The sequence below is a fragment of the Sutterella sp. KLE1602 genome, assembly GCF_001578585.1.
GTDB classification, from domain to species: domain Bacteria; phylum Pseudomonadota; class Gammaproteobacteria; order Burkholderiales; family Burkholderiaceae_F; genus Sutterella; species Sutterella wadsworthensis_A.
The window spans coordinates 23,599-47,984 of record NZ_KQ968570.1; the positions used below are offsets into that span (position 1 = coordinate 23,599).

Sequence of the window (24,386 nt, forward strand, 5' to 3'; positions counted from 1 at the left end):
AAAAAATCAAAGAAAAACGGCCGTCCCCCGCAAGGGAGACAGCCGTCTTCGTCAATTCAGATGAGGTCCGTCCGTCAGATCTTCAGGATCTCGCGGCGGTAGTACTGAAGCTCCTCGATGCTTTCCTCGATGTCGGAGAGGGCCTGGTGCTTCGTGGCCTTCTGGATGTTGCGCGTCTTTTCGGGAGCCCAGCGGCGGGTGAGCTCCTTGAGGGTCGAGACGTCGAGGTAGCGGTAGTGGAAGTACTCCTCGAGGTTCGGGAGCCAGCGCGCCATGAAGCGGCGGTCCTGGCCGATCGTGTTGCCGCACATCGGGCTCTTGCCCTGCGGCACGAAGCGGCGGAAGGTCTCGAGGAAGATCTTCTCGCACTCGGCCTCGTCGATCGTGCTTTCCTTCACGCGGGCCACGAGTCCGGAGCGGGTGTGCGTGTCGGTGTTCCAGGCGTCCATGCCGTCGAGGACCTCGTCGCTCTGATGCACGGCAACCACGGGGCCCTTGTGCAGGATGTTCAGATTCTTGTCGGTGATGATCGCCGCGACCTCGATCACGCGATTCACCTCGGGCTGAAGCCCGGTCATCTCCATGTCGATCCAGATCAGGTTGTCGTCCGAATACGCGGGATCTCGTTCAATGTCGTTCGTCATGGGTAGTCGTTTGTCCAAAAGAGGTTCGAGCAGAGGCGCTCCGCCCCCCGCGTCTTTCCTGCGGGGGCGCCGATCCGCCATAATATAGGATTATCGTCCCTTTCATCACGCCCGTCCGCGCAGTCCGTCCCATGTCCCTGCACGCCACCTTCATCGAGCACACCTTCGTCAGCATCCTTGCGCTATACGTGACGCTCGAGTGCGCGGTCACGATCCTGCAGACCCGCGCGGCCGAGAAGTCGTGCGGACGCGTGCCCGAGGGCTTCGAGAAAAAGCTCACGCTCGCGGGCATTCGAAAGGCGGCGGACTACACGGGCGAACTCGCCCAAGCGAACCTTCTGCTCACCGTGGTAGGCGCGGGCTTCGCGCTCTTCATGACGTTCGGCAACGGCCTCAACGTCTTCACGGCCGTCATCGAGACGATCATGGGTCCGGGCATTACCGCCGACTGGGTCCTCATCAGCCTGATCGTCCTCCTCATGCTCCTCATCGAGCTTCCCTTCGGATGGTGGGCCCGCTACCGCGTCAAGGAACGCTACGGCTACATGCGCGAGCCGCGCATGCGCTGGCTCTCGCGCACCCTTTCAGAGGCCCTCTGGGGCTGGCTCGTCTTCATGCCCGTCTCCGCCGCGCTTCTCACTATCTTCGAATACGCGGGCGGCGACTGGTGGAAGCTCGCATGGGGCGTCTGGCTCGTCTATCTCCTCTGGCGCTGGAAGCTCTCGAGCGTCTACGGCGTCTTCTGGAAGCGCCGGAGCCGCCCCTATGCGAACGCCGAAACCCGCGAGGCCGTTCGGGAGAGCCTGCACCGTCAGGGCATCACCATGACCGAAATGGTCGTCATGACCCGCCCCGCCTCCTGGGACCACTCCAACATCGTGCTCTCGGGCTGGGGCCTCAGGCGCCGCGTCATCGTCTTCGCGCACGTCGCGCACCTGCTCAGGAAGGACGAGATCGTCGCGCTCGCCGCCCACGAGGCCGCACACGTGCGCCACTTCCACGGCGTGCTCCGCCTCCTCATCAACGTCGCCGTCTCCTACATCTTCTGCTGGCTCGCGGGCTGGGGCGCCACGCACGTCCAGTTCTTCGAGGGTTTCAACTATTCGCCGATGCTCACGCTCGACATGCCCGGCACCCATGCGGGCAGCGTCTGCGCGGTCGCGCTCGTCGTCTTCCCCATGCTTCTCTACCCGCTCTCGCCCCTGCTCAACCTCGCCGCACGCCTCATGCAGTACGACGCGGACCTGCACGCCGCGCGCATCGCGGGACTCGACCCGATGATCAGCGCCCTCGTGAAGCTGCACAAGGACACGACGACATCTCTCTCGCCGTCCCTCGTCTATTCGCTCTTTCACTACAAGCGTCCGCACCCCGGCATGCGCGTTGCGAACCTGCAGCGCCTCAAGCGCCTGTCGGCGCCCGGCGGCCGGCTCGAGCACCTCTTTCCGAAGCCCGCCGAGCCCCGAGCGCCCGAAGCGGACTAAACTACCTCACCAGCAACCTTTCTTCGCGGCTCACGTCCGCTCACGAACCTCAGCTACTGTCCCATGGCCAAAACTCCGTCCCGCAAGCACCGTCCGACCGCCGAAGCTGCCGGCCCCCTCATCACAGGCCGCGTCACCGCAGGCCACGGCCGCCACTACTTCGTGACGACGGAGGACGGCGCCGTGCTTGAAGCCCACCGCCGCGGCAAGAAGGGCGACGTCGTTGTGGGCGACGTCGTCGAGTGCACCGAACCGGTCTCGGGCGTCTCCGCCATCGAGTCGATCCGAGAGCGCCGAAACCTTCTCTACCGCTCCGACGAATGGCGCATCAAGTCGCTCGCCGCCAACATCGACCTCGTCTGCATCGTCTTCGCGTCCCGCCCGACCTTCAACCCCTGGTTCATCTGGAGGGCGCTTCTCGCCGCCCATCAGGCAGGCATCCCCGCGCTCGTCATCCGCAACAAGGCCGAACTTGCCGAAGGCGCCGAGGAGGCTGCGGCCGCCGTACGCCTTCTCGAGTCGATCGGCCACGACGTCATCACGGTCTCCGCCACGGGCGAGCCCGAGGCGACCCGCGCCCGCCTCATCGAGCGTCTCGAAGGCCGAGCCTCGCTCCTCGTCGGCCAGTCGGGCATGGGCAAGTCCACGATCCTCAACCTTCTCGTCCCGCACGCCCAGGCCGCCACGCGCGAATTCTCCGTGGCCCTCAACCTCGGCAAGCAGACGACCACCGCCGCCCGCTGGTACGACGCCAAGGACGACGACTGGCAAGGCAGCGTCATCGACACCCCGGGCTTCCAGGAGTTCGGCCTCGCACACCTCTCGCTCAACGACATCCTGCGCGCCATGCCCGACATCGCAGCGCACGTCTCGGGCTGCCGTTTCTTCAACTGCCGGCACCTCGAGGAGCCCGGCTGCGGCGTCAAGGCCGCCGTCGAGGCGGGCGAGGTCGACGAGGCGCGCTACGCCTTCTACAGGTCGCTCGCAGTCCACGCCGACACGCTGCCTCTATAATCATTCAATTTCCCCGAAACGACTCCCGCAGAAACGTTCCACAGAGGTCCACCGTCATGGCCGAGGTCATTCCCATCGCTACGAATCCCGCCCCCGTGCGCAGTCTTCCGATTCCGCAGACAGGCGCCGTGCGACGCTCGGTAGGCCACTGGACCGACACCCGCGGACGCCCCCTGAGGGACCTGCGCATCTCGGTGACCGACCACTGCAACTTCCGCTGCCGCTACTGCATGCCCAAGGAGAAGTTCAGCAATCCCCACGCCTTTCTCGCCCACACCGAGCTCCTCACCTTCGAGGAAATCCTGCGCATCGCGCGCATCGTGGTCGCCAACGGCGTCGAGAAGTTGCGCCTCACGGGCGGCGAGCCCCTGCTCAGAAAGGGCCTCGAGGAACTTGTCGCAGAACTGCGCAGGCTCAGGACGCCCGACGGCCGCGACATCGACATCGCGCTCACGACGAACGCCTCCATCCTTCACAAGAAGGCGCAGGCCCTGCGCGACGCGGGCCTCGACCGCGTCACGATCAGCCTCGACGCGCTCGACGAAGGCATCTTCCAGGGCTTCAACGACGTGGGCTTTCCCGCCGCCAAAGTGCTCGACAACATCAGGCTTGCGGCCGACATGGGCTTTCGCGTCAAGATCAACACCGTCGTCAAGCGCGGCGTGAACGAGTCCGAAATCGTCCGCATCTGCGAACACTTCCGCCACACGGGCATCATCCCCCGCTTCATCGAGTACATGGACGTGGGCACCTCCAACGGCTGGCGCATGACCGACGTCGTTCCCTCCGCGGAGGTGGTCGGGATGATCCGCGCAAAGTGGCCCGTCGAGCCCGTCGGCGCCAACTATCCGGGTGAAACCGCCTCCCGCTGGCGCTATCTGGACGGCGCTGGCGAATTCGGCTGCATCTCCTCCGTCACCCAGGCCTTCTGCGACGAATGCTCCCGCGCGCGCCTGAGCATGGACGGGCGCCTCTACCTCTGCCTCTTCGCGACCGAGGGCTACGACATCCGCACGATGCTCCGCGGCGGCGCCACCGACTTCGAGATCGAGCAAGCGCTCGGCCGAATCTGGTCCGTCCGCGACAACCACTACTCCGAGCTCCGTTCGCTCGGTCTCGCGCCCGAGCGCGCGAAGATCGAAATGAGCTACATCGGCGGGTAGTTTCGCCTAGGCATCTTGCCTTAGTCCTTCACCTTTTCTCCCGTTCAGTGGGACAGAAGGCGTTCGCGTCCGTATACTTGAATACCCGAACACAAGTCTTCGGTCATCCGGCGGCCAGGCCGCGCTTTTTTTGCGCCCGTTTTCTTCACCCTGCCAGGCCCCTTCTCGATGACGCGCCCGCCGCGCCCCCGCCCGGCGAACAATCAATATAAGAAAGGGTCCCCCTTATGTTCAGCAATCCCACTGCGATCACCTTCGTCGGCTATCTGCTCGTCATGGTGTGCGTCGGCTTCTACGCCTACTACCACACCCGCAGCTACGGCGACTACATTCTCGGCGGACGTAGCCTCGGCGGCTTCGTGACGGCCCTTTCGGTCGGCGCCTCCGACATGTCCGGCTGGCTTCTGATGGGCCTCCCCGGCGCCGTCTACCTCGCCGGCATCTCCCAGTCGTGGATCGGCATCGGCCTCGTCCTCGGCTCCTACATCAACTGGTGCGTCGTCGCCTCCCGCCTGCGCGTCTACACGGAGAAGACCCACAACGCGCTCACGCTCCCCGACTACTTCTCTCACCGCTTCGAGGACAAGCAAAACCTGCTGCGCATCATCGCCGCCGTCGTGATCCTGCTCTTCTTCACGATCTACTGCGCCTCGGGCGTGGTCGCGGGCGCCCGCCTCTTCGAGAACACCTTCAGCATGTCCTATGAGACGGCCCTCATTCTGGGCGCCGCCGCCACGATCTGCTACGTCTTCGTGGGCGGCTTCCTCGCCGTCTCCTGGACCGACACGATTCAGGCTCTCCTCATGTGCCTCGCCCTGATCGTGACGCCGATCGCCGTCATGTACGACCTCGGCGGCTTCACCGCCGCCACCGAGTGCGTCGCGAGCGTCGACATCAAGATGCTCAACATCCTCGAGGGCCACACCCTCGTGGGCATCGTCAGCCTTCTCGCCTGGGGTCTGGGCTACTTCGGCCAGCCGCACATCCTCGTGCGCTTCATGGCCACCCGCTCCATCAAGGTGATCCCGAACGCCCGCCGCGTCGCCACCCTCTGGATGAGCTTCTGCCTCTCGGGCGCCGTCGCCGTCGGCTTCTTCGGCGCGGCCTTCTTCGCAGAGCACCGCGACGTCGCCTCCCTCGTCGAACAGAACCACGAGCGCGTCTTCATCGTCCTCTCGGGCCTTCTCTTCAATCCCTGGATCGCCGGCATCCTAATGTCCGCCATTCTCGCGGCCGTCATGTCCACGCTCTCCTGCCAGCTGCTCGTGTGCTCGTCGACTCTCACCGAGGACTTCTACCGCACGTTCATCCGCCGCAACGCCTCCCAGCGCGAACTCGTCTGGTTCGGCCGCAGCATGGTGCTCCTCGTCTCGGTCGTCGCCGTCTGGCTCGCCCGCGACCCCAACAGCCTCGTGCTCTCCCTCGTCTCCTACGCCTGGGCGGGCTTCGGCGCGGCCTTCGGCCCCGTCATCATCATGTCGCTCTGGTGGCGCCGCATGACGCGCAACGGCGCGCTCGCGGGCATGATCACCGGCGCCGTCACGGTCCTCGTCTGGAACCACTACGCCTGGCTCGGCCTCTACGAAATCCTTCCGGGCTTCGTCTTCGCCCTCATCGCCATCGTCGTCGTGAGCCTTCTCGACAAGGCTCCCTCCAAGAGCATCGCGAAGACCTTCGACGAAGTCCAGGCCGCCGTGCGCAATCCCGCCTGACCGCTTCAGGCCTGCCACGATTGAAAAGAGGAGCCTCGCGCTCCTCTTTTCACATCCGACCCGAATGCAGTCCGTGCAGGCCAAATCCGTTAGAATCTCCTGCACAACGCTTTTCGGGGAAGCCGCCGCAGCGGCCGTCCCCATCCCGCTTTCCGCGGCGCCCGCAACCGGCTGCCGCATGACCTTCATTCATGGCACGCTCTTCACATCTTGCGGCCCAGCGCCGCGAACTCAGCTTCATCCTCAACCGCCTGACGGCCTATACGACCCTCGCCGACCGTGACATCCTCGAGCAGCGTCTGCGCACGATCCTCGAGAAGCCGCTCTCCGACGACTTCTACATCATGGCCAACGAAGTCTTCGACAAGATCGAGGCCCAGCATCCTTCCGTCGCCAACGAGGCCCGCGGGAACTTCTACGGCATGCTCTCCGAGGTGAAGTACGAATACAAGACCCCGACCGAGTCCACATCGATGCTGATGGTCGGCCTGATGATGAGCACGTTCTTCAAGACCGCCTGCCCCAACGTCACGCTCTCGCAGGAAACCGCCGACAAGGTTGTCGAGATCCTCAAGAAGCACTACATCAACCCGAAGGCCAAGATCACGATCTTCCATGAAATGCTCCGCAGCAACCAAGGGCCCGCCAACGATACCGAGACGGCGGGCAGGCTCACGCGTGCGATGGCCGAATGCAAGGGAACCCTCTACACCAAGGAACACCTCGACGTACCAGAAGGCGAGGATGACCCCATCGCCGCGCTTGAGAACGAACGCATCTACGGCCTCTACCTGCGCCACCTCGTCATCACCGTAACCGTGCCTGCGGGCGAGCTCGCCGTCGTGCATCCCTACCGCTGGTGGGACACCACGCGCCACCCCGAGTTCTGCGTCAGCGGCCACTTCGATCCCAACCAGATCCTCAAGAATCCGTTTGCGTTCGACATGCAGGAGGCCCTCAAGTCCAACATCGCGTCCTGCCAGACGATCTTCACGGAACCCATGCCCCTCGTCAAGGGACTCGACTTCTTCGAGCAGCAGCTCTCGCCCTTCCGCATCTACCCGCTCCTTACAAATGCCGTGCAGACGGCGGATTGCGAGCCCGACCAATTCTGCGCCTCGATCGCCATCTTCTGCTCGCGTCCCGACGCGGCCAAGATCTACGCCTCCGAAATCCGCATTGCACTCTCCATGGAGACCTCCCGCGACCAGCCCTTCTCGGGCGACTGCATCTCCTTCCAGGACACGGGCGTCGACCTCAACACATACGCCACCAACTTCGAACGCTTCTTCAACATGCTCGGCCTCACCGACGTCGTCATCCACGAAGAGCCCCGCTACTATGAATACGAGGACGAGGGCGGCCGCATCTACGTGAACGCCCGCGGCGTCTCCATGCCGCTCAACCCAAACTTCGCCCCCGTCATGCCCGCACACTTCCTCAACTGACGCGCGGCACATGCAAAAAGACGGCCCTGCGCTTCCTGCGCGAGACCGTCTTTTTCACGAAAACCCTCCCCCTGCACTTGCAAACATGGAGCTGACCATGTATTGCCAACCCGAGCACCCTCCTGCTTGGCACCATGGCCTCTGCTGACTTCTCACGGCAAGCTTTACTCCATCGCCCTGTTGGGGCGATGTCCGTGAGACCTCCTCGGGCAAGGACACGCTCACTCCCCTCATGCAGCTGCCTCATTGCGCATCGCGACGCACACACTGCGAAGGGGCTTCGCCGTTGCCGGCGAAGCCCCTTTCGTCATGAGCAGCTCACGAGTCGGACGGATCCGAGCACCTCAGCGTCACTGAGCGGCCTTCTCCACGTCGAACGTGAACCTGCCGTCCTTCGCGCCCACGCGGATCGTGTCGCCGGGACCTGCGGAACCCTCGAGCATGACCATCGCAAGACGATTCTCGATGTGGTCCTGGATCGCGCGCTTGAGCGGACGTGCGCCGTAATGCGGATCGAAGCCCACTTCGGCGAGTTCCGCCATGGCCTCGTCGGTCACCTCGAGCGTCACGTCCTGGGCGGCCACGCGGGCCTGCAGGCTCTTGAGCTGGATCGCGGCGATGCGACGGATGGCCTCGCTGCCGAGCGAGTTGAAAATCACGATCTCGTCGATGCGGTTGATGAACTCCGGACGGAAGTGCTCGCGCACCTCGGTCATCACGGCATTCTTCACGCCCTCCCTCGACTCGCCGATCATCTCCTGAATCTCGGAGGAGCCCAGATTCGAGGTCATGACGATCACGGTGTTCTTGAAGTCCACCGTGCGGCCCTGGCCGTCGGTCATGCGGCCGTCGTCAAGCACCTGCAGCAGGACGTTGAAGACATCGGGATGAGCCTTCTCGACTTCGTCAAGAAGAATCACGCTGTAGGGATGACGGCGAACGGCCTCCGTCAGGTAGCCGCCTTCCTCGTAACCCACGTATCCCGGAGGCGCGCCGATCAGGCGGGCGACGCTGTGCTTTTCCATGAACTCGCTCATGTCGATGCGCACGAGCGCATCCTCCGTGTCGAAGAGGAACTGCGCGAGCGCCTTCGTGAGCTCGGTCTTGCCGACGCCCGTCGGGCCGAGGAAGAGGAAGCTGCCGTATGGACGGTTCGGATCCGAAAGCCCTGCACGGCTTCTCAGAATCGTCTCGGCCACGCGCTTGACGGCTTCGTCCTGCCCCACGACGCGCTCCTCGAGCGCATCCTTCATGTGCAGGAGCTTCTGGCGCTCGCCCTCCATCATCTTCGCGACGGGAATGCCCGTTGCGCGACTGACGACTTCGGCGATTTCCTCGGCACCCACGGTGGTTCTGAGAAGCTTCGGCTTGGGCGCATCGCCCGCTTCGGCCTTCTCGGCCTTCTTCAGGCGTTCCTCAAGCTTGGGCAGAACGGCGTACTGAAGCTCGGCGAGCTTTTCGTACTGGGCCGTGCGGCGGTACTCCTCCATCTGGTGACGCGTGCGGTCGATCTCGTCGCGGACGCTCTTGGCGCCGAGCGCCTCGCTCTTCTCCTTCTTCCAGACCTCCTCAAGGTCGGCATACTCGCGGGAGAGCTTGTCGATCTCGTCCTCAATCGCCTGCAGACGCTTCTTCGAGGCGTCGTCGGTCTCCTTCTTCATGGCCTCGCGCTCGATCTTGAGCTGGATCAGGCGGCGGTCAAGCTTGTCGAGAGCCTCGGGCTTGGAATCGATCTCCATCTTCACGCGGGCCGCGGCCTCGTCGATCAGATCGATGGCCTTGTCGGGCAGGAAGCGGTCGGTGATGTAGCGGTGCGAAAGTTCGGCCGCGGCCACGATGGCTGGGTCGGTGATCTCGACGCCATGATGCGCCTCATAGCGTTCCTGCAGGCCGCGCAGAATGGCGATCGTGTCCTCGACGCTCGGTTCGTCGACCAACACCTTCTGGAAGCGGCGCTCGAGGGCGGCATCCTTCTCGACGTACTTGCGGTACTCGTCAAGAGTGGTCGCGCCGATCACGTGCAGCTCGCCGCGCGAGAGCGCGGGCTTGAGCATATTGCCCGCATCCATCGAGCCTTCCGTCTTGCCGGCACCCACCACGGTGTGCAGCTCGTCGATGAAGAGGATGATCCTGCCGGACTCGGCCGTCACTTCCTTCAGAAGCTTCTTGAGACGCTCCTCGAACTCGCCGCGGTACTTCGCACCCGCAATCAGGCCCGCCATGTCGAGCGAGAGAATGCGCTTGCCGCGAAGGCTGTCGGGCACCTCGTTGTTGACGATGCGCTGCGCCAGACCCTCGACCACGGCCGTCTTGCCCACGCCGGGCTCGCCGATCAGGACGGGGTTGTTCTTGCTCCTGCGCTGCAGGATCTGCATCGTGCGGCGGATCTCGTCGTCACGACCGATCACGGGATCAAGCTTGCCCTGACGGGCGCGCTCGGTCAGGTCGACCGTGTATTTCTTGAGCGCCTCGCGCTGGCTTTCCGCATCGGGGTTGTCGGCCTTGTCGCCGCCGCGGACGGTTTCGACCGCCGCTTCAATGGCAGCGCGAGTCAGCCCTGCATTCTTCGCAAGACGGCCCGCCTCGCTCCTGTCCTCCGTGAGGGCGAGAAGCAGCATTTCCGTCGAGATGAACTCGTCGCCGCGCTTCATCGCCTCCTTCTCCGTGAGGTTGAGGAGGTTCATGAGGTCGCGCGAGATCTGCACGTCGCCGCCCGTGCCCGAAACCTTCGGCAGGCGCTCGACGGCCGCGTTCACTTCGCGCGTCAGGCTCTGGACGTTCACGCCCGCACGTTCAAGAAGGCTCCTGCTCGAACCTTCACCGTCGGCGAGCACAGCCGCCAGAATGTGCACAGGCTCGATGACCTGGTTGTCATGAGCAAGCGCGAGCGACTGGGCCTCGCCCAACGCTTCCTGGAATTTAGTCGTTAACTTGTCTTGACGCATGTTCTTGTTCCTTCGAAAACCCCTGCATGGGACCGCATTGACTCTGCCTGCGATCACGGGATTCTCATCTGATGTCCCTACCTATATGGGGATAGAACAGGACATTTCAAGATATCTGAACATTGAAGTTGCTACAGAGTTTATCCGGCGTCAAGACTCTCGGAGAGCCGAAATGAAACGACCCCGTCTGGTGCAAGACCGGCGGGGCCGTGAGCGTTCAGGCTGCCTTCCCGTGCTCAGAGCGAGCGGACGGCCGTCCAGCCCGCCCAAGTGCCCGTCAGGCTCAGCAGCAAATGCGAGGCCATGTGCACGCCGGCCCTGATGAAGGCGCCCGACGTGATGAGCGAGAAGGCTTCAGCCGAAAAGGTCGAGAAGGTCGTCAGACCTCCGAGAAAGCCCGTGATGACGAAAAGCCGTACGGCGGGCGGCAGCTCGGGATTCGCGCTCGTCCAGGCGAGTGCGGCGCCGATCAGAAGGCCGCCCGCGGCATTGGAGGCGAGCGTTCCCCAGGGCATCCATCCTGCGAGCGGATTGAGGAAATAGGAGAGCATCCATCGGCAGACGGCGCCGAGTCCGGCGCCCGTACCGACGGCGAGGATCACGAGCCAGAGCGGCCCGTCCCTGGTCATCGTGCGGCCTCACCCCAGCGACGCCTGGCCTCTTCGTCGCTCTCGCGCGCGTCGACCCAGCGCTCGCCCTCGGGCGTCCTCTCCTTCTTCCAGAAGGGGGCCTCGGTCTTGAGCCAGTCCATGATGAATTCGCAGGCCTCGAAGGCCTCGCGGCGGTGCGCGCTCGTGACGACGACGAGCACGATGTGCTCGCCCACGGCCATCTCGCCCACGCGGTGGATGACCGTCACGCCGCAGACGTCCCAGCGTGCCCTTGCGCGCTCGACGATGCCCGCGAGCGCCCTTTCGGTCATCGCGGGATAGTGCTCGAGCGTGAGATGCGTGACGTCGTTGCCGTCATTGCGGTTTCTCACCACGCCCACGAAGCTCGCCACGCCGCCCGCTTCGGGAGAGGACTCGATGAGCCTCTCGATCTCCTCGCCGGGATTGAAGTCCGCCTCGCTCACGCGAATGGTCGTCAGGGACATGATCAGCCTCCGGTCACCGGCGGAAAGAAGGCGACCTCGTCGCCCGCCTTCACGGCGTCGTCGGGCTCGGCCATCTCCTGATTGACGGCCGCGCGCACGCGGCGCGCATTGCCGAGCGCAGTCGCATACGGCTCGCCGCAGCCGCGAAGCCACTCGCGAAGCCCTGCGACCGTCGTCACGTCCTCAGGCACCTCAAGCTCCTCCTGCGCACGACCGAGGGCGTCGCGCAGAAGCGCAAAGTAAAGGATGCGGATCTTCATTTTGTTATGTCCTCTCTTTCTTGTGTTTCAGGTTTGCGCATTTCGAGCCACTCTCAGGCGAAGAACTGGCAGAACGGGTAGTAGCTGACCATGTCGCCCTTGCGGACGGTGCCGCCCACGGGAATGTCGACGAGACCGTCGGCCCAGGCGCAGGAGGAAAGCACCTGCGAATTCTGCGTGTGATAGAGGTCGAGCCCGCCCTCGTCGTTGCGGCGCACGCGCACAAACTCCTGACGGTCGCCCGGCTTGAGCCAGTCGAAGTCGGCTCTCACGGCCATGGGCTTTACGTCGATGTCGGTGAGGCCCATCGTCCTCAGGAGGTAGGGTCTGGCCATCATCAGGAAGACCACGAAGCCCGCAACGGGATTGCCCGGACAGCCTATGAAGGGCACGCCGCGCACCTCGCCGAACGCGAGGGGCTTGCCGGGCTTGAGACGGACGCGCCAGACGTTGAGCGAACCGACTGCTTCGACCGCCGGCTTGATGTGGTCCTCTTCGCCCACGCTCATGCCGCCCGTCGTCAGGATGACGTCGGCCGAGGCGGCCGCGCTCTCGAAAGCCTCGATCGTGGCCTCAAGCGTGTCGGGCACGCTGCCCAGGTCGAGCGCCTCGCAGCCGAGCTCCTGAAGGAGGCTACGGATCATGAAGCGGTTCGAGTTGTAGATGCCACCCGGCGGCAGGGGTTCGCCCGGTTGCACGAGCTCGTCGCCCGAAAAGAAGATGCCGACTCGAAGACGGCGGTAAACCTTGACGTAGGCGCGGCCGATGGACGCGACCATGCCGATCGCGGCGGGCGTCAGGCGGGCGCCCTTCTTGAGCACGACGTCGCCCTGAGGCACGTCGGAGCCGCGGCGGCGGACCCATGCGCCCTCGCGCACGGGGGACTTGAAGCAGACGCCCTCGGGCGTCACCTCGACGTTTTCCTGGGGCACGACCGTGTCGGCACCCTCGGGCATCGGCGCGCCCGTGAAGATGCGCGCGACGCTGCCCTGCGCAAGCCTTGAGCCAACCTGACCGGCGGGAATGCGGTCGGAAACGGGCAGCACGACGGGATGATCTTCGGACGCCTCAGCCAGCTCGGCCGCTCTGACCGCGTAGCCGTCCATCTGGGAGTTGTCCCATCCGGGAACGGCGATAGGGCTCACGATGTCTTCGGCGAGCACGCGGTGGGTTGAATAGAGGAGCGGAACGGTTTCCATTCCCTCGACGGGCACCGCCTTCTCCATGAGGCGGCGCAGGGCTTCGGCGTAGGTGATCATAGGCTTACAACAAAATCTGCAACGGCTGCAGGGTCGTTGATGTCGAGCCGCGGCACCCTTTCGTCCGGCTCCTCGAAGTCGGAGGCGACGGCCACCACGTCGTCATGCATGAGCGAGAGTCTCGGATTGGCCTCGCACGCCCTGCGTCGGACTTCAATTTTAGGGAATGCGCCCTCGTTTTTAAACCCCTCCACAAGGATGACGTCGACATCCGAAAATCTGGCAAGCAGCTCTTCAACCGACGGCTGTTCAGGCGTTTCAACGAGCATGGCCCATCTTCGGTCGCTGCGCACGATCACCTGCGAGGCACCCGCCTCCCTGTAGCGCCAGCTGTCCTTGCCGGGCTTGTCCATGTCGAACCCGTGGTGCGCGTCCTTAAGCGCCGCGACCCGGAAACCGCGGCGGGTGAGTTCCGCCGCAACCCGGGTCGCAAGGGTCGTCTTGCCGCTTTCGGAAAAGCCGACGAACCCGACCGTTTTAGGCATCAGGGCGCTCCGTCAGCCTCTCGATCTCCTCTCGGACCGCCGCTTCACACGCAGGCGTCTGGACCTTGCGCAGCGGACGGCTGAAGAGGTCGGCCATGTCCTCGGGCGGCTCGACGGCAACGCCCGTGGCCTGCCTGACCATCCTCGGGAACTTGACGGCCTGAACCGTCTCGACGCAGAGCGTCTTGACGCCGACGGGATGGAGGTAGATGCCCGAGAAGAGCGCGTCGGCCGTGTGCGGGTCGACGTACGTGTCGTACTCGAGGTGCATCTGCTCGATGATCTCGAGGCGATTCGGATGGTTCGAGGAACCCGACACGACGCCCGACAGGCGGACCTTGCGGAATTCCTCGGCCGTGAGCGTGAATTCGCCCTTCGTCTTCAGATCCTCGGCAAGCTCCCTAACACGGGCGCCGTCGCGGCCGAGCACGTCGAAGAGGAAGCGCTCGAAGCTCGCGGCGCGCGAGATGTCAGTGGAGGGCGAGGACGTTGCGATCGTCTCGCTCGAGGGCTTCGGCGCATAGCGACCCGTGCGAAGGAACTCGTCCATCGCGTCGTTTTCGTTCGTGCAGACGATGAGGCGCATGATCGGAAGCCCCATCTTCTTGGCGACCCAGCACGCGTACGCATTGCCGAAGTTGCCGCCCGGCACCGCGAAGACGACCTCCTCGCCCACGCGTTCGACGGCCCTCAGATAGCCGTAGAAGTAGTAGACGATCTGCGGCACGATGCGGGCCCAGAGGACGGAGTTGATCGCGCCGAGGCCGTGGGCCTTCGCGTACTCGCGATCCTCGAGGATCGTGCGCACGATGTCCTGGCATTCGTCGAACGTGCCGTTGACCTCGATGTTGACGACGTTCGGATCTTGATTGGAATAAAGCTGCGCCGCCTGGAACTGGCTCATGCGGCCCTTCGGGGAAAGCATGACGACCTTGATGTTCTTGTGCCCGCCGAACGCGGCCTCGGCCGCAGCCCCCATGTCGCCCGTCGTGGCGCCGAGCAGCGTGCGCGGGCGCCCCTGGGCGAACGACGTGTCGAAGAGCCTCGACATGAACTGCAGGGCAATGTCGTCGAAGGCAAGCGTCGGACCGTTCGAAAGCTCGAGCAGGCCGACCTGGTCGTGGAGCCACTTCACGGGCGTGATCTCCTCGGCCGTGAACATACCGCGGGTGTGGCCGAAGTTGCCGGCCTGATAGGCTTCGGAGCAGATCTGCCAGAGATCCTCCTTCGGGAGCTCCTCGGCGAAGAGGCGGATGACCTCGAAGGCGAGCGAGGCATAGGAGAGGCCGCGCCACGTCATCAGGGTGTGGGCGTCGACCTTCGGGAACACCGCAGGCACGTAGAGGCCGCCATCCTCGGCATAGCCCTCGAAGAGAATGTCGCTGAACGAGAAGCTCGATTCGAGGCCTCGGGTGGAAATGTACTGCATTAAACCTCCTTGAAAAGGGGGAAATAGTCGCTGTCACTCATCAGGCAAATGACGATAAAGCCATACTACCTGAAAATCATTCTCCGAAAACTTAAAGAGACGGTTTTTTACGGAACCCAGGCATTTGACCTACAGCGAAATAGGTGCTTTCGAGCAGATGCTCACGCGAAACACCCGTCCACTCGATCGTAATTGTAAGTCTTGTCGACCTTCAGACAGAAGGGGGACGCCCGCCGGCCACCGAACCTCTACAATGACTTCATTGACAATAGATTAGAGAGAAACGCCATGCCGCTTCCGAAAAGACCCGCCAAGCGAGGGGACGTGCTGACCGACTACGGTCCCGAAGCCGATCTGACCAAGCCCGCCGGAAAGGCTGCGCCCAAGGCCGCAGCCAAACCGTCGCAGGCTCCCGAGACGGCTTCGAAGCCCCGCCGCACGACGAGGAAGACCGTGAAGGCCGCGCCCGCCGAAACGACGAAGACTGTCGAAAAGACCGTCACCGCGCAGGAGACTGCCGCCCCCAAATCGACGGCGAAGACGCCCGCGAAGCCCGCCGTGAAGAAGCCCCCCGTCAAAAAAGCCGCAACCGCAGTGAAGCCCCAGACGGCCCCCGAAGTCGCCGAGTCCGACGTGCGCGAATCCAGGCACTCCAACCGCCGCGGACGCGCCGCAACGCCCGCCGACAAGCGCAAGCTCTTCGTGCTCGACACCAACGTGCTGATCCACGATCCCACGAGCATCTTCAGCTTCGCCGAGCACGACGTCTTCCTGCCCATGACCGTGCTCGAAGAGCTCGACAACCACAAGAAGGGCACGAGCGACGTCGCACGCAACGCGCGTTCGGTGAGTCGCAGCCTCGATCAGCTGATGGAGCTCAACGGACACGATCTGACACAGGGCGTGCCGCTCTCGCTTCTGGGCAACAAGGAAGCGACGGGCAGGCTCTTCTTTGAAACCCACGCCGTCGACGTGCCGATTCCCGCCGCACTGCCGACCTTCAAGGGCGACAACCGCATCCTCGCGGTCGTCAAAGGCGTTGAAGGCGCCTTCCCCGATCTGGCCGTCGTGCTGGTGAGCAAGGACATCAACATGCGCATCAAGGCGACGACGTTGGGCATTCCCGCGGAGGACTATCTCTCCGACAAGGTGCTCGACGACACCGACATGCTCTACTCGGGCCGCATGGCGCTGCCCTCCGACTTCTGGACGACCGTCGGCAAATCCCTCAAGTCCTGGCAGGACGACGGCACGACGCACTACCGCTTCGAGACGAAGGAGGCCGGCCGCTACGTCGTCAACATGTGTCTGACGATCGAGGGCGACCCCGACTTCATGGCCATCGTCACGAGCGTCGAGCCCGACGCGGTCACGATCCGCCTGCTGCGCGACTACCGAACCCGCCTCAAGGTCTGGGGCATTCATGCGCGCAACGCCGAACAGAACATGGCGCTCAACCTGCTCACCGATCCCGAGATCGACTTCGTCACGCTGCTCGGCCAGGCGGGCACGGGCAAGACCCTGATGACCCTTGCCGCCGCCCTCACCCAGACGGTAGACGAGCGCCGATTCTCCGAAATCATCGTGACGCGCGCGACCGTCAGCGTCGGCGAGGACATCGGCTTCCTGCCCGGCACCGAAGAGGAGAAGATGGCGCCGTGGATGGGAGCGCTCGAGGACAACCTCGAGGTGCTTCACCGCTCGGAAAACAGCACGGGCGGCGACTGGGGTCGGCAGGCGACGCTCGACCTCATCAAGGCCCGCATCCGCATCAAGTCGATGAGTTTCATGCGCGGACGCACCTTCCTCAAGAAGTTCGTCATCATCGACGAGGCGCAGAACCTGAGCCCGAAGCAGATGAAGACCCTCATCACGCGCGCGGGCCCCGGCACGAAGATCGTCTGTCTGGGCAACATCGCCCAGATCGATACGCCCTACCTGACGGAAGGCAGCTCCGGCCTCACCTACGTCGTCGAACGCTTCCAGGGCTGGCCGCACGCAGCCACGATCACGCTCACGCGCGGCGAACGCTCGCGTCTGGCGGACTTCGCGACTGAAGTGCTCTGACAACGTTTTCCCCACAACAACGAAGAGGCGCATTGTGCGCCTCTTCGTTTCTGGAGGGCCGGAAAACTCGTCAACGTCTCTCGCACAATGAAAGCTGTTTCTTCATCTTCAGACTGTCGCAAACATGCTCAGTTTTTTGACGAAGACCGACCTCACTTTCAAGCGTGATTGAAGCTAAGATATTGAGCTCACACACGAGGAAGAAGCAAACACATGACTGACATGATTGACGATCCCGCCGCGCAGGCCGTGCGTAGGCCTCCGCAGAGCATCAACAGCGAACAGTCCATTCTGGGCGGCTTGATGATCGACAACAATGCTCTAGACAGCATCGTCGACATCATTCAGCCCGATGACTTCTACCGCCGCGACCACAAGATCATCTACGAGCACATCGCCGCGATGATCCAGCGCGGCCGTCCCGCCGACTCGCTGACCGTCGCCGAGTCGCTTCGCGATGCCGGCCTCGACACCGATACGGGCGGCTTTGCGTATCTTGCGGAACTCGTCAACAACACGCCCTCCGCTGCCAACATCCGCCGCTACGCCGAAATCGTTCACGACAAGTCCGTTCTGCGACAGCTGATCAGTGCGGGCGACCACATGGTCACATGCGCGCTGCAACCCGAAGGACGCGAAACGGCGCAGATCCTCGATGAGGCCGAGCGCATCGTGCTCGCGATCAACGAACGCAATTCTCGCGGCCAGCGCGGCTTCCAGCCCATGGCCACGCTCGTTCGAGAAGTTTCCGAGAAGATCATCGATCTTTACCAGAACCAGCAGGGCTCGGAAGTCACGGGTGTGCCGACGGGCTATCCCAATCTCGACAGAGAGCTTGCGGGTCTGCAGCGCGGCGACCTGATCATCATCGCGGGCCGTCCCTCAATGGGCAAGACCTCGTTCGCCATCAACATTGCAGAAAACGTCGGCGTACGTCAGGAACTGCCCGTCGCCGTCTTCTCTCTCGAAATGGGTGGCGACCAGCTCGCCCAGCGTCTGATCAGCTCCGTCGCCAACATCGACGCCCAGAAGCTCAGGAAGGCGCAGCTCGAGGACGAGGAATGGAACGCCTTCTCGAAGGCCGTCCATCGTCTGGAAAACAAGCCCATCTACATCGACGACACGCCCGCCCTGATGATCTCAGAGCTTTCGAGCCGTGCTCGACGTCTGGTCAACCAGACGGGCCCGCTCGGCCTCATCGTCGTCGACTACATTCAGCTGATGACGGGCCGTGCCGGCGTCGACAACCGCTCGACCGAACTGTCTGAAATTTCACGCGGCCTCAAGGCGCTGGCAAAGGAGCTGCACTGCCCGGTCATCGTGCTCTCGCAGCTCAACCGCTCTCTTGAACAGCGAGCCGACAAGCGCCCGATCATGTCCGACCTTCGCGAATCCGGCGCAATCGAACAGGACGCCGACGTCATCATGTTCATTTATCGCGAGGTCGTCTACAACAAGGACACTCCTGACAAGAATCTTGCCGAGATCATCATCGCCAAGCAGCGTAACGGTCCAATCGGTACGCTCCGCATGGTCTTCCGCGGCGGCAACACCCGCTTCGAGCCCTGGGCAGGCGATGTCGGCTATTGGGAAGGCGCACAGTAACCTAAAGAGGAATTTCGAATGCTCGACTGGTTTGCACAAATAGACTGGTTTGCCGTCATCTGCTGGCTGAGTGCCGTTTCGCTGATCATCGCCGGCCTCGCCGGCACCGTCATCCCAGCCATTCCCGGACTTCCGCTGATCGCCGCAGGAGGCGCCCTGATCGGATGGGCAGGCGGTTTCGAACTGATCGGCTGGGGCACGATCGCGACGCTCGCCGTTCTTGCCATCATCGGCGTCATCGTCGACACTGTGGCGCAGACCGCCGGGGCACAGAAGGCCGGTGCCAGCTCCTACGGCATCTGGGGTTCGGTCATTGGTACCTTCGTCGGTGTCTTCATGGGCGGTCTTGTAGGCATCTTCATCATGCCGCTCGTCGGTGCATTCATCGGCGAGTTCTGGGCCAAACGAGATTATCTTCACGCGGGGCGCGTAGGTGTTGCGACTTGGATCGGCATGGTCGTCGGAACTGCCGTCAAAATCGCTCTGGCATTCACCATGCTCGGGCTGATGATCGTGATGTACTTCGTCTGATAAAAAAAAGAGTTGAGCGCGAGCTCAACTCCCTTTTGCCCAGGCCATGCTTTGCAAAATTACGCAAAAAATGCTGTTTTTTTCGACAGGCGGGGCATTTTCGAAAAAATGCTCCACTGCTTGGCTCCTTTTCCTCTGCGCTGCAGGGTACTGCGGGCGGGGCAACATCTTAACTCAAGCCAGCATCAGATCTGAAACTCGAATGGCCGCACGGCGTCAGCAGGCAGACGCGAGCATCTGGCAACATCTTAACTCAAACGAAAGTTTGAGGCATGGCTCTCCCGACGCCTGAATGGCAAAAAGGCCCGCAACACTGCGGGCCTTTTTTTGACTTCAAGTCAGTTGAAGCGGAAGCGAATTAGGCTTCGCCAACAACGTGGACCGTGACGTCAGCCGTGATGTCGGTGAGAAGACCGATCGTGATAACGTAGTCGCCGACAGCCTTGATGGCGCCAAGCGGCGTGCGGACCTGGGACTTCTTGATCTGAAGACCGTACTTGGCATCGATGGCTTCGGCGATGTCAGCGTTCGTGACGGAACCGAAGAGACGGCCGTCAACGCCGCACTTGGAAGAAATTTCGATTTCGCCTTCGTTGATCGTGTCGGCGATCTTCTGGGCGGCAGCGATACGTTCGGCCTGAGCGGCTTCGAGCTCGGCACGACGGGCTTCGAATTCGGCGATGGCAGCCTTCGTGGCGCGCTTGGCACGGCCGGTCGGGATCAGGAAGTTGCGGCCGTAGCCATCCTTGACCTTGACGACGTCGCCGAGGTCACCAACGTGAGCAATCTTCTCGAGAAGAATAACCTGCATTTGATATCTCCTTAAATCTGATTACTGGTTGTCGGTGTAGGCGAGGAGAGCGAGGAAGCGGGCACGCTTGATGGCGGTGTCCAGCTGACGCTGATAGTGAGCCTTCGTGCCCGTCAGACGAGCCGGCATGATCTTGCCGTTTTCCTGGATGAAGTCCTTGAGCGTGTCGATGTCCTTGTAGTCGATCGTTTCAACGCCTTCGGCCGTAAAGCGGCAGAACTTCTTGCGCTTGAAGAGAGAGTTCTGCTGGTTAGCGCGACGGGGCTTGCCCTTACCCTTGAAAGCCATTTTGTAGCTCCTTAATTTAATTCGGTGATGTGTACGATCAGTTTGGAACTCTTCATCGAGCGCGGCGCCAGAAAGCCTCGGATGTTCACGTCCTGTCCCATCTGAGCCTTGTTCAGGCTCTCGGCCAGAGCGCCGAAGGCGATGGCGGGGAAGTCGTACTCGAGTTTTCTGATCCTGTTTGCTTCGGTCAGTTCGGATCGATGGTGAAAGACACCCTCAAAAACCGGAATGCCCGCCGGCGTGTATCGAACTTCCTCCTTGGAAGTCAACGTGCCGGAAATCTCGATGAGGTTCACTCAGATCTCAGATCGCACAGAAAAATCTGTTCAGTCGAGACTGAATTATTCGGCGGAAGCTTCGGCGGCAGCGGCTTCAGCAGCGGCGACCTTCTTGGCTTCTTCCTTTTCAACAGCCTTCATCATGACGGACGGAGCCGTTTCGGCATGCTTCGTCTTGACGGTGAGGTGACGCAGGATGGCGTCGTTGAAACGGAAGCCGTTTTCGATTTCTTCAATCGTCTCATGGCCGCATTCGATGTTCATGAGAACATAGTGAGCCTTGACGAGCTTTTCGATCGGGTAGGCGAGCTGACGACGGCCCCAGTCTTCGACGCGTTCGATCTTGCCGTTCTGTTCGGCGACAAGGGTCTTGAGGCGTTCGATCATGGCGGGAACCTGTTCGCTCTGATCAGGATGCACGAGAATGCAAAGTTCGTAGTGACGCATTGTTATTGTCTCCTTGCGGATGAAAGCTGCCCGGGCGTCTACTCCGGTGCAGCAAGGACAGAAAGCATGCGATTTTACTCACTTTCTCGGGCTTTCGCCACCCGAAAAGCGGAAAAAATCGCATGCCCGGAAAAAAGATTACTTGAGCTTGCCGCCCGTGCGCTGGCGCACGGATTCATAGAGGCAGATACCCGAGGCGACGGACACGTTCAGGCTCTCGACGGCGCCGGCCATCGGAATGGCGGCAAGGTCGTCGCAGCGGCGGCGGGTCAGCTGGCGCAGGCCGTCGCCCTCGGCGCCGAGCACCCAGGCGAACGCCTTCTTCTGGTCGAATTCGTAGATCGACTTCGTGGCTTCACCGGCAGTACCCACGACGGTCACGCCGGCGTCGCGCAGTTCAACGATCGAGGCGGCGAGGTTCGTCACCGTGACGACGGGCACCGTTTCCGCAGCGCCGGCGGCGGCCTTGAGGGCGGCGGGCGACATGTGGGCGGAACGGTCGCGCGGCACGAGTACGCACTGGACGCCGGCGGCGTCGGCGACGCGCAGGCAGGCGCCGAAGTTGCGCGGGTCGGTCACGCCGTCAAGGATCAGGATGAGCGTGTCGTCGGTAATCAGATCGAGCAGTTCATCGAACTCGAGCTGGGCCTGCTTTTCCTCGGCCATCGCAACGATGCCCTGGTGCGGAACGTCGGGAGCCATGCCGTCAAGGCGACGGTTGTCGGCGGTCATCACGCGCACGCCGGCGGCGATCAGCTTCTCGCGCATCTCGCGCATGCGCTTGTCGCGGCGTTCGGGATCAAGGTAGACGGCGGAGATGGACTTCGGGTCCATGCGCAGACGGGCGCCCACGGCATGGAAGCCTGCCAAAACAATGTTCTTCACTTACAGCAACTACTATTAAAAGCGCGCTGTCGAGCAAACCAACAGCGCGCAGGGGTTTTGAAATTTGCGCTCATTGTAGCGCACGATGTTTCGAGCGTCAGCTCGAAACGGGCTCAATCGTCCCAGTCGTCATCGCCTTCCTGGCCGAACAGCTCGTCGAAGTCATCGTCATCAATGTCGAACGGGTCGAACTTGCGCCCATAGAGCCTCGAACCGCGTCTCGAAGAACGGCGCGAGCCGCCCTTTCCGCCCTTGATCAGACGGCGCTCTAGGTTCGACTCGAGCACGAAGGACATGCGGCGGTTCTCAAGGTCGACTTCCTCAAGCCTGACGATGACGCGGTCGCCGACGCGCACCTGCGTCATCTCCTCGCGGCTCGTCATCGTGAGGTTCTTCTCGTCGAATTCGTAGTAGCCCCAACCGAGGTTCGAAATGTGGATGAAGCCGTCAACGGCGATGTCCTTCAGGGCGACGAAGACGCCCGCGGGAATCATGCCCGTGACGACCGCCTCGTGACGGCCCTTGCCGTGGCGAAGCATGTAGTCGCACTTGAGATAGTTCATCACGTCGCGCGTCGCGTCGTCGGCGCGGCGCTCCGCCGCGGAGCAGAGAATGCCGAGGCGCTCCCAGACGCTGTGGCGCTTCTCGGCCTGCGTTGCGGGCTTGTCTCCGTCCCCTGCCTCAGGCCTGCTGCCGAGGCCTCGGGCCTGACGCGAGACCATCAGGGACGAGTCGTCGAAGACCACCTGCGGCACATAGATGCGACGCGAGAGAATTCCCTTGATCGCACGATGAAGCAGCAGGTCGGGATAGCGACGAATCGGAGACGTGAAGTGGGCGTAGGCCTCGTACTGCAGCCCGTAGTGACCGACGTTGTCGGGCGAGTAGCAGGCACGGGACATCGAGCGCAGGATGGCGGTCTGCAGGAATTCATTTTCCTTCGTGCGCGAGATGAGCTCTGCGAAGCCCTCGGGCGTCGGCGACTCGAGCTTCTCGTTGAAGCTCTTGAGAACGGTGCGCAGCGTCTCGAGACGCTCCTGACTCGGCGCGTCATGAACACGGAAGAGTGCCCCGCGCTTTTTCTGGATCACGAAGTCCGCGGCGCAGACGTTCGCGACGAGCATGCACTCCTCGATGAGACGGTGCGCGTCATTGTGTTCGCGCACCTTGAATTCGCTGATGACGCCCTTGTCGTCAAAGACGGCCATCGTCTCCTTCGTCTCCAGGTCGAGCGTATGGCGTGCATCCCGGGCCTTGCGCAGCGTCTTGAAGAGTTCGTAAAGCGCACGGATGTCGTCAAGGCGATCACCGACGGCGGCTAGTCCCCCTTCCTCGCCCTGCATCGCGCCCCAGACCTGGGTGTAGGTGAGGCGTGCGTGAGAGTGGATGACGGCGGGATAGAACTGATAGGCCTCGGTCCTGCCCTCAGGATCGATGACCGCATCGCAGACCATCGTCAGGCGATCGACGCCGGGATTGAGCGAACAGAGGCCGTTCGAGAGCTTCTCAGGCAGCATCGGCACGACGCTCGCGGGGAAGTAGACGCTCGTGGCGCGCTGCTGCGCGTCAACGTCGAGCGGCGCACCGAGCTTGACGTAGTGGCTCACGTCGGCGATGGCGACGAGAAGGCGCGTTCTGCCGTCTTCGACGCGCGCGCAGTAGACGGCGTCGTCGAAGTCACGGGCATCCTCGCCGTCGATCGTCACGAACGGGATGTCGCGCAGGTCGACGCGGCGACCCATGTTTTTGGGATCGACTTCGTCAGGCAGGGCCTGAGCCTCGTCAAGCGCCGTAGCGCTGAATTCAACGGGCAGGTCGTATTCGGCCGAGGCGATGGCGATTTCGCCGAGCGGATCGAAGCGGTTGCCGATCTCCTTGACGAAGCGCACGAAGATCTCGACGTAGGGCTCGGGCTTCATCGATTCGGGCAGGAACTCGACCTCGAAGGCCGCCTTCTCGAGATCGACCTCGGCGGGAACATCTGCAAGGTCCATCTGCATCTCGACCGGGGCGAAGCCGTTGATCGGAACGACCTGTGCGATACCCGAACGACGGCCGCGGCGGATGCGGCCGCGAAGCTTGCAGACCCAGCGCGTCTGATGACGTGCGATGAAGTTCGAAACGCGCCAGTTGCCCGTGACCGTCTTGCGAAGCATGAAGACGTCGCCGGGCAGGCAATGGATTGCGTAGGGCAAGGGAACCGAAACCTCAGGATCGCTCTGGAGCATGATCGTGAAGTTCGAGACCTCGCGGGCGCCGCGCACGACGCCGGGTTCGGCAGGCGCGTTCGGATTGCAGAAATAGTTCTTTTCGCCCGCCATGAAACCCTCCTCGTGGAGGGCCACGATGACGGCGTTGGACTTCGAGCGTTCCCAGCCACAGGCTTCTGCAAGCTGGCGCTTTGCCTGCGAGTAGGCAATGTCGGCATTGAGCCCCTCAAGCCAGGCACGCGCCTTGGCGAGATCCTCGTCAGGAAGGGAAATCGGTTCGATCTGCGCCACTGGCGTCTTCTTCTTTTTAGCCATAACACCTCTG

At 62.8% G+C, this 24,386-nt stretch carries 22 protein-coding genes; 8 read left to right on the forward strand and 14 right to left on the reverse strand.

Annotated elements, in window-relative coordinates; translation table 11 throughout:
- Positions 1-74: 74 nt before the first annotated feature.
- Positions 75-644 carry an oligoribonuclease gene (gene orn / locus HMPREF3036_RS09865; RefSeq protein WP_005433445.1) on the reverse strand — a complete coding sequence of 190 codons (570 nt, stop codon included), beginning with the start codon at positions 642-644 and terminating at the stop codon, positions 75-77.
- A gap of 131 nt (positions 645-775) precedes the next feature.
- On the opposite strand from orn, the gene HMPREF3036_RS09870 reads away from it, so the two are divergent.
- The 5 genes from HMPREF3036_RS09870 to HMPREF3036_RS09890 all read left to right on the forward strand — a co-directional run bounded on the left by HMPREF3036_RS09870 (position 776) and on the right by HMPREF3036_RS09890 (position 7,465).
- Positions 776-2,128: a M48 family metalloprotease gene (locus HMPREF3036_RS09870; protein WP_062334118.1), complete on the forward strand. Its 1,353-nt coding sequence runs from the start codon at positions 776-778 to the stop codon at positions 2,126-2,128.
- Between the two features lie 63 nt (positions 2,129-2,191).
- Positions 2,192-3,142: a ribosome small subunit-dependent GTPase A gene (rsgA, locus tag HMPREF3036_RS09875; RefSeq protein ID WP_062334121.1), complete on the forward strand. Its 951-nt coding sequence runs from the start codon at positions 2,192-2,194 to the stop codon at positions 3,140-3,142.
- A 56-nt stretch (positions 3,143-3,198) separates the two neighbouring features.
- Complete coding sequence (moaA, locus tag HMPREF3036_RS09880; protein WP_062334124.1) at positions 3,199-4,305, forward strand: GTP 3',8-cyclase MoaA; 1,107 nt, start codon at positions 3,199-3,201, stop codon at positions 4,303-4,305.
- A gap of 227 nt (positions 4,306-4,532) precedes the next feature.
- On the forward strand, positions 4,533-6,017 hold the full coding sequence (gene putP, locus HMPREF3036_RS09885; protein WP_005433449.1) for a sodium/proline symporter PutP: 1,485 nt from the start codon (positions 4,533-4,535) through the stop codon (positions 6,015-6,017).
- 191 nt (positions 6,018-6,208) lie between these two features.
- Positions 6,209-7,465 carry a hypothetical protein gene (locus HMPREF3036_RS09890; RefSeq protein ID WP_062334129.1) on the forward strand — a complete coding sequence of 419 codons (1,257 nt, stop codon included), beginning with the start codon at positions 6,209-6,211 and terminating at the stop codon, positions 7,463-7,465.
- Between the two features lie 350 nt (positions 7,466-7,815).
- Here the strand turns inward: HMPREF3036_RS09890 and clpB are convergent, their stop codons facing one another.
- The 7 genes from clpB to thrC all read right to left on the reverse strand — a co-directional run bounded on the left by clpB (position 7,816) and on the right by thrC (position 14,939).
- Positions 7,816-10,410: an ATP-dependent chaperone ClpB gene (gene clpB / locus HMPREF3036_RS09895; protein ID WP_062334132.1), complete on the reverse strand. Its 2,595-nt coding sequence runs from the start codon at positions 10,408-10,410 to the stop codon at positions 7,816-7,818.
- Between the two features lie 236 nt (positions 10,411-10,646).
- On the reverse strand, positions 10,647-11,039 hold the full coding sequence (gene crcB, locus HMPREF3036_RS09900; RefSeq protein ID WP_062334135.1) for a fluoride efflux transporter CrcB: 393 nt from the start codon (positions 11,037-11,039) through the stop codon (positions 10,647-10,649).
- Entirely contained in the window at positions 11,036-11,506 is a 471-nt protein-coding gene (gene moaE / locus HMPREF3036_RS09905; RefSeq protein ID WP_005433453.1) for a molybdopterin synthase catalytic subunit MoaE, read from the reverse strand. The genes crcB and moaE overlap by 4 nt, the downstream gene beginning before the upstream one ends.
- Positions 11,507-11,508: 2 nt before the next feature.
- Positions 11,509-11,766: a molybdopterin converting factor subunit 1 gene (gene moaD, locus HMPREF3036_RS09910; RefSeq protein WP_005433454.1), complete on the reverse strand. Its 258-nt coding sequence runs from the start codon at positions 11,764-11,766 to the stop codon at positions 11,509-11,511.
- 53 nt (positions 11,767-11,819) lie between these two features.
- Positions 11,820-13,025, reverse strand: coding sequence for a molybdopterin molybdotransferase MoeA (glp, locus tag HMPREF3036_RS09915; RefSeq protein WP_062334138.1), 1,206 nt, complete (start codon positions 13,023-13,025; stop codon positions 11,820-11,822).
- Positions 13,022-13,510, reverse strand: coding sequence for a molybdopterin-guanine dinucleotide biosynthesis protein B (gene mobB / locus HMPREF3036_RS09920; RefSeq protein WP_005433456.1), 489 nt, complete (start codon positions 13,508-13,510; stop codon positions 13,022-13,024). The genes glp and mobB overlap by 4 nt, the downstream gene beginning before the upstream one ends.
- Complete coding sequence (thrC, locus tag HMPREF3036_RS09925) at positions 13,503-14,939, reverse strand: threonine synthase (RefSeq protein ID WP_062334140.1); 1,437 nt, start codon at positions 14,937-14,939, stop codon at positions 13,503-13,505. The genes mobB and thrC overlap by 8 nt, the downstream gene beginning before the upstream one ends.
- Before the next feature lie 288 nt (positions 14,940-15,227).
- Between thrC and HMPREF3036_RS09930 the strand changes: the two genes are divergently transcribed.
- The 3 genes from HMPREF3036_RS09930 (at position 15,228) to HMPREF3036_RS09940 (ending at position 19,142) form a co-directional block, all read left to right on the forward strand.
- Positions 15,228-17,006, forward strand: coding sequence for a PhoH family protein (locus HMPREF3036_RS09930; protein WP_062334144.1), 1,779 nt, complete (start codon positions 15,228-15,230; stop codon positions 17,004-17,006).
- Between the two features lie 213 nt (positions 17,007-17,219).
- Positions 17,220-18,611: a replicative DNA helicase gene (gene dnaB, locus HMPREF3036_RS09935; RefSeq protein WP_062334147.1), complete on the forward strand. Its 1,392-nt coding sequence runs from the start codon at positions 17,220-17,222 to the stop codon at positions 18,609-18,611.
- Between the two features lie 18 nt (positions 18,612-18,629).
- The gene (locus HMPREF3036_RS09940) at positions 18,630-19,142 is read left to right on the forward strand and encodes a DUF456 domain-containing protein (RefSeq protein WP_062334150.1); all 513 of its coding nucleotides are present in this window, start codon (positions 18,630-18,632) and stop codon (positions 19,140-19,142) included.
- 358 nt (positions 19,143-19,500) lie between these two features.
- Here the strand turns inward: HMPREF3036_RS09940 and rplI are convergent, their stop codons facing one another.
- From rplI to HMPREF3036_RS09970, 6 genes are all read right to left on the reverse strand, one after another.
- Positions 19,501-19,953: a 50S ribosomal protein L9 gene (gene rplI / locus HMPREF3036_RS09945; RefSeq protein WP_005433543.1), complete on the reverse strand. Its 453-nt coding sequence runs from the start codon at positions 19,951-19,953 to the stop codon at positions 19,501-19,503.
- Between the two features lie 21 nt (positions 19,954-19,974).
- Positions 19,975-20,241: a 30S ribosomal protein S18 gene (gene rpsR / locus HMPREF3036_RS09950; RefSeq protein WP_005433541.1), complete on the reverse strand. Its 267-nt coding sequence runs from the start codon at positions 20,239-20,241 to the stop codon at positions 19,975-19,977.
- An 11-nt stretch (positions 20,242-20,252) separates the two neighbouring features.
- Positions 20,253-20,537, reverse strand: a complete 285-nt coding sequence (gene priB, locus HMPREF3036_RS09955) for a primosomal replication protein N (protein ID WP_005433539.1) — start codon at positions 20,535-20,537, stop codon at positions 20,253-20,255.
- Between the two features lie 45 nt (positions 20,538-20,582).
- Positions 20,583-20,966 (reverse strand): 30S ribosomal protein S6, encoded by a 384-nt coding sequence (rpsF, locus tag HMPREF3036_RS09960; protein WP_005433537.1) that lies wholly within the window; start codon positions 20,964-20,966, stop codon positions 20,583-20,585.
- A gap of 138 nt (positions 20,967-21,104) precedes the next feature.
- Positions 21,105-21,851 (reverse strand): 23S rRNA (guanosine(2251)-2'-O)-methyltransferase RlmB, encoded by a 747-nt coding sequence (gene rlmB / locus HMPREF3036_RS09965; protein WP_005433535.1) that lies wholly within the window; start codon positions 21,849-21,851, stop codon positions 21,105-21,107.
- Between the two features lie 113 nt (positions 21,852-21,964).
- Entirely contained in the window at positions 21,965-24,376 is a 2,412-nt protein-coding gene (locus HMPREF3036_RS09970; protein ID WP_062334153.1) for a ribonuclease R family protein, read from the reverse strand.
- Positions 24,377-24,386 lie beyond the last annotated feature (10 nt).